The organism is Microcystis sp. LE19-84.1B (genome assembly GCF_027531875.1).
In the GTDB taxonomy this organism is placed as follows: Bacteria; Cyanobacteriota; Cyanobacteriia; order Cyanobacteriales; family Microcystaceae; genus Microcystis; species Microcystis panniformis.
Window position 1 is genome coordinate 1 of the sequence record NZ_JAPZSR010000206.1, and the last position, 5,505, is coordinate 5,505.

The window sequence follows — 5,505 nt, forward strand, 5'->3', positions numbered from 1 at the left end:
GAGAGAATCGTCGTTCAAAACCTTGCGTCTTCATCGGCCCGTGTCCTGTAGGGGCGAAGCATTCGGGCAATAACCTATCGGTGAAACCGTAGATTTTCTATCCGAATGCTTCGCCCGTACTTTTTCAGCAGACCCTATATAGATGTCGGTTTTAGCAAATTCCCGTTACGAAAATCAAAACTACATAGTATAATGGTACTGTTAATTATTTTTCGAGGTGTCAATATGACTTTAACAGAAAAACAAAAAAACCTTTTGCGATGGATAGTTAAAGAAGTACGGGCTGGTAATCTTAAAGAGGACAGTATTTGGTACATTACGACTCTTACAGATTGTGGTTGGGTTGATTACAAGGGTTCTGATAGCTGGCCTCCTGTCACATTCGCAACGTTCGATATATTAGAAGAATATGGTTATATTAAGTGGCAAAAAAAAGACTCGGATCAATACAAGGGCGCTCTAACAGGAAAAGCTTATGAAGCGGTTGATTCTAACTTTAACGAACCCAATCGCTCGGCTATTCCTCATCTAATTCCCTTGACTGAAGTTGAACATTTAGACTCCGAACTATGGGAGAGAGTCCGTTTTTCTGTGAGTGCGGGTGGAGATAATCCAAAAGCGTGGGATACTGCGATTCGCAATGCGACAGTGGTTTTAGAGGACCGCATGAGGAAACTGGGAAATATTGATAATATTAATCAAAAAGCCACGGGTAATGGTATTGTTAACCTAATTTTTGGAAGCAATAAATCTGTACAAAAAGATAAGCTTCCATCAGAAGAATTAGAGGCATACCGTGATTTATATTCGGGTACAATGAAGCGTTTTCGTAACCGTTACGCTCATCGATTCATCGATCCTAAACCAGAGGAGGGTGGGGCAATTATCCTATTCATCGATTTATTGTTGAAGATGCTAGATGATTTAAATTGGGAGACAGAAAACGAGAATACATAAATCTCTAATTCTTGTCTGGTTTAACGGTGGATTACGCTGACGCTAATCCACCCTACTGTAGGATAATTGTCTTCTAGCTTCGTAGAGGATGACAGCAGTAGCGATCGCAACATTTAAAGATTCCACACCACCAAAGAGGGGAATTTTCACCGTTTCATCGGCTAAAGTCGCTAATTGGGGTGATAAACCGGCTCCTTCATTGCCTAATAATATTAAAGTCGGACGGGTAAAATCAATCTCCCAGTGGTTTTTGGTGGCTGTGGGTAAAGTCGCGATCGCTTTTACCCCCTGTGCTTGATATTTTTTCACTAAAGCCGATAAATCCGATTCTACCACTAGCGGCGATCGAAACCATTCCCCAGCGGAACTGCGGATCACTTTCGGGTTATCGATTTCGACGCTATCGAGACTTAACCAGATACCCTGTACTTCCGTAGCCACGGCAGTGCGAATAATAGTGCCGAGATTACCCGGATCCTGCAATCTTTCCAAAACTAAGCCCAATTGTAGCGGATTTTGGGGGGTTGGATGAAGGTGATGACGGGAAATAGTGGCAATCACACCATCGGGATTAACCGTTGTTGCTAGGGAAGCGAGGACTTCCGGGGAAACTATCTCGACTCGTTTCGCTTGATTTTGAAACTTTTCTGCTAATTCTGCCTGTCTTTGCTGCCACTTTTCAGTATAACAAACCGTTTCTAGGGAACAATTCACCGCTAAAGCTGTCTCTAGTAAGTGGGTTCCCTCAATTAAGGACAAATTCTGCTCCTGTCGCTCTCTAGTGCGGTGTAGCTTGCGAATTTGCTTGATTAAAGGGTTTTGAACACTGCTAATCATAGCCAATCGTATTTTTCACCCCGCTAGGGCTGCCCTAAATAACTACGTTTTGAGGGAGATAATGCGGAACTCGGGACTTGAACCCGAAAGTCTTTGCAGACACTAGAACCTGAATCTAGCGCGTCTACCAATTCCGCCAGTTCCGCATTTTTCTTTCACAATCTCCTATTATACTATCGGACAATCCATAAGTCAAGATAGTTGAGATAATTAAGACAAAAATCGTTTTTCGGGGTAGAATCACCGATAATTCCTTCAAAAATCTGATAAAATGCAGTCTAATTTTACCGAAGCTTTCCTTAGCCAAGACTCCCAACCAAGATAAATGAATCATCCTATGACCATCGATACCGAGCATCCCTATTTAGAAATTCAAGGTCGTCACTCTCTCAAGGGTGAAGTCAAGATCAGTGGTGCCAAAAATGCCGCTCTAGCGATTATGGCGGGAGCTTTACTCTGCTCCGACGAGTGCCAGATTAGTAATGTACCTGCTCTAGCCGATATCGAGCGGATGAGTCAAATTCTCTCGGCTTTAGGCGTGCAAGTCCGTCACACCGGAGATAGACTAGAGATTGATGGCAGAGACCTCCAACAAGCTCAAGCACCCTACGATCTCGTCTCCCAGTTGCGAGCCAGTTTTTTCGCCATCGGACCGATTTTAGCCCGTTTAGGAGAAGCAAAAGTTCCCCTCCCCGGCGGCTGCGCCATTGGGGCCAGACCAGTGGACCTGCACGTTAGAGGCCTACAGTCAATGGGTGCAGATGTATTAATTGATGGCGGCATGGTACACGCCCGCGTTAAAGGTAATGGTCGTCTGAAAGGGGCGAATATTTATCTGGATTATCCCAGTGTGGGAGCGACGGAAACCCTAATGATGGCGGCGACTTTAGCGGAAGGGGAAACCATTCTCGGTAATGCAGCCCAGGAGCCAGAGGTGATTGATTTGGCCAATTTTTGTGTTTCCATGGGGGCAAAAATTCGCGGTGCCGGAACCAATACAATTGTCATCGAGGGAGTTTCCCGTCTGCACAGTACCGATTATGATATCATTCCCGATCGCATTGAAGCCGGGACTTTACTGATAGCCGGGGCGATTACCCGCTCAGAAATTAGTCTTTATCCCGTGATTCCCAGCCATTTAGCTTCGGTAATTGCCAAACTGCACGAAATCGGTCCGCAAGTGGTGGAAGATGGTCCTAATCGTCTCCGGATTATCCCTAGAGACTTAAAAGCCACCGATATGGAAACCCTACCCTATCCCGGTTTTCCCACGGATATGCAGGCCCAATTTATGGCTCTATTAACTTTAGCCGAGGGCAGTAGCGTGGTTAATGAGACGGTTTTTGAAAATCGTCTGCGTCATGTGGCCGAATTAAAGCGTCTGGGAGCAGATATCAAGGTCAAAGGAAATGTGGCTTTAGTGCGCGGTGTGCCTTTCCTCTCCGGGGCGCCGGTGATGGCCACGGATCTACGCGCTTCGGCAGCTTTGGTGGTGGCAGGATTGGCAGCCCAAGGAACTACTATTGTGCAGGGACTCCATCACCTCGATCGAGGTTACGATAATTTAGAGGGTAAATTAAGAGCATTAGGGGCAAATTTACGCCGGGTTGATCCTTTAGCCTTAGAATTGGCTACCCTGTCTCCATCTTAATAGGATGATTAGTTATCGCTGTTCTATCGGTGTTGAGGATTCCCGTGAGCAACAATATAGGACAGCGTTAATCGTGCTTAGTTGTTCTATATTGACGGAACCTTTCATCAGCGATCGCATTTACCAAATCTTAGCCATTACTAACACAAACCCCGGCAATTCTGGATCACCACTAATGGTTTCAGGAGCATTTAAAATCTCCGGTTCTTGATGGGGACGATAAATATAGACTTGGCGATTTTGGCGATCAATTAACCAACCCAATAAAGTACCATTGGCAATATATTCCTCCATCTTTTTCCGCAGACTGGATACTGTATCACTAGCAGAACGCAATTCAATGACAAAATCGGGACAAATGGGGGCAAAAGAGGCTTTTTGTTTTTCTGTTAAAGCATTCCAGCGTTCTAATTTAATCCAAGCAGCATCCGGTGAACGAATTGAGCCATTGGGCAGCGTAAAACCCGCACTAGAATCAAACCCAAGCCCCGTTCCATCTAGTTCTAACCAGTTCCAAAGTTGCACAGCTATATTAAGATTGCGATTACCCGTATCTGAAAAAGCAGGGGGCATAACGATCACTTCTCCACTGGCACTGCGTTCAATGCGTAAATCTCGATTGGCTAAACAAAATTCATAAAACTGCCCCTCCGTCATCGGCATAATCCAAGGAAGATCAATCATCAAAGGAGCCGAGGTCGCTTGTACCAGTAGTGTCGTCATATTTTCGCCCTACTCAAGAATTACACGAATTAACAACTGAATGCCCTTCAATCTTAACTTAGCTCTTGTCATCGGCATTATTGAATACTAAAAGATAGAAGGCGATCGCTCTTAACCTTGCTAAAGAAGCCTGACGAAGAGGAATGTAAATATTTATAAAAATGTAGCTTATAATACAGTTTATTTGGGGAGTGTGTGATTTGTTGTCATCCGTCTTTTCAGAAAAAGAAACCACAAAAGTCTCCTAATACCATCAATAAAATCCCACAATCCCCCTTCATTAATTGGAGGGGTTTTTATCATTTGTCATACTAAATCCGTTGAGTAACGCACAGAAAACGGGTTTCTCCGAGAAACCCGTTTTCTATTAATGCTGGGGGATAGTTTTTCCTAGCTTAGGGGGACTGAAAGTTTAATTTTCCCTGAATCTTTCTAACAGTTCTGAGCGAGATAAATTGGCCAGAGAAAGAAGTAACCCGGTGCGTTCCGAGATGGGAAGTTGGGCAATCTGTTCCACCAGACCAGATAATTCTGCATCTAGGCTGCCAAAGCGTCCTTCCAGAAGACTGGTTATCAGCGATAGTTGTCCTTCTAAACTGCCTCGTTGTATCCCTTCTTGCATCCCTTCTTGTTTCCACTCTTCCCGTTGTTGTAAATAAGCTGGTGATAGGTTCATAATCTCCTCCTGTTCTTCTGCACTTAAATTATCTCTCAACTCTAAATTCTTGCGCCAGTTGGCCAGAATTTCCAGTAAATTCTCTTGGAAGGGATTACCTTCAGGCAATTGCACTAATTCTTCTACTGCTCGTTTCTGTGTCCCTCCTTTACCTAGCACCCTCAACCATAAAGTCTCCTCATTGACTGGTAATTGATGGATGGCAACGATTCCTGTTTTGAATAGGTTAGGGGAAAAATAAACTCCTTTTCCCCACTCCTCTTTCATCCCCTCTTCCGGTAGGAATGAAGGGGGGATTCCCACGACTTCTTCAATCATTCTCGCTGAAAAAGTAGGCGTTAAAATCCAGAGAACTGGTAGTTCAGCTTCTGTTAGAGTTTTGCTTGTCCTTTTCGCCTTCCTTAAGACTTCGCCATGAACCGCATATAACTTTGAGATGCAACTGCGAATCTCTACCTCCGAGGGTGGGTTACGGAAGGGTTCAAATAAGCAGCAAGTCGCCGCCATTTTAGCGAGTAACCCCAAGGGTAATTCCGTCCTTGATGCTGTGGCTGGTTCAAACCAAACATCGATTTCTTGGACTTCACTCTTGACTTTCTTGCTCTTTTTAATCGTTCCTAGAGACGCTAAGAGTTCCTCTAAATATTCCTTGGCAAATTGG

Annotated in this window: 6 protein-coding genes and 1 tRNA gene; 2 read left to right on the plus strand and 5 right to left on the minus strand. The window is 44.4% G+C overall.

Translation table 11 applies throughout. The features are described from left to right. Positions 1-225: 225 nt before the first annotated feature. Positions 226-957: a TIGR02391 family protein gene (locus O9324_RS11860; protein WP_288140289.1), complete on the plus strand. Its 732-nt coding sequence runs from the start codon at positions 226-228 to the stop codon at positions 955-957. Between the two features lie 42 nt (positions 958-999). Here O9324_RS11860 and O9324_RS11865 read toward each other — a convergent pair whose 3' ends face one another. From O9324_RS11865 to O9324_RS11875, 3 genes are all read right to left on the minus strand, one after another. Next, positions 1,000-1,794, minus strand: coding sequence for a TrmH family RNA methyltransferase (locus tag O9324_RS11865; RefSeq protein ID WP_052276260.1), 795 nt, complete (start codon positions 1,792-1,794; stop codon positions 1,000-1,002). A gap of 62 nt (positions 1,795-1,856) precedes the next feature. Next, positions 1,857-1,940, minus strand: a tRNA-Leu gene (locus O9324_RS11870). Then, on the minus strand, positions 1,919-2,128 hold the full coding sequence (locus O9324_RS11875) for a hypothetical protein (protein ID WP_288140290.1): 210 nt from the start codon (positions 2,126-2,128) through the stop codon (positions 1,919-1,921). Before O9324_RS11875 ends, O9324_RS11870 begins: the two co-directional genes overlap by 22 nt. A gap of 3 nt (positions 2,129-2,131) precedes the next feature. Here O9324_RS11875 and murA point away from each other — a divergent pair, with 3 nt between their 5' ends. Then, the gene (gene murA / locus O9324_RS11880; protein WP_288140291.1) at positions 2,132-3,445 is read left to right on the plus strand and encodes a UDP-N-acetylglucosamine 1-carboxyvinyltransferase; all 1,314 of its coding nucleotides are present in this window, start codon (positions 2,132-2,134) and stop codon (positions 3,443-3,445) included. Positions 3,446-3,565: 120 nt separating this feature from the next. Here murA and O9324_RS11885 read toward each other — a convergent pair whose 3' ends face one another. Together O9324_RS11885 and O9324_RS11890 are read right to left on the minus strand one after the other, a co-directional pair. Beyond that, complete coding sequence (locus tag O9324_RS11885; protein ID WP_288140292.1) at positions 3,566-4,168, minus strand: Uma2 family endonuclease; 603 nt, start codon at positions 4,166-4,168, stop codon at positions 3,566-3,568. A gap of 412 nt (positions 4,169-4,580) precedes the next feature. Continuing rightward, the coding region (locus O9324_RS11890; protein WP_288140293.1) for an RpnC/YadD family protein at positions 4,581-5,505 on the minus strand (925 nt) is incomplete at its 5' end.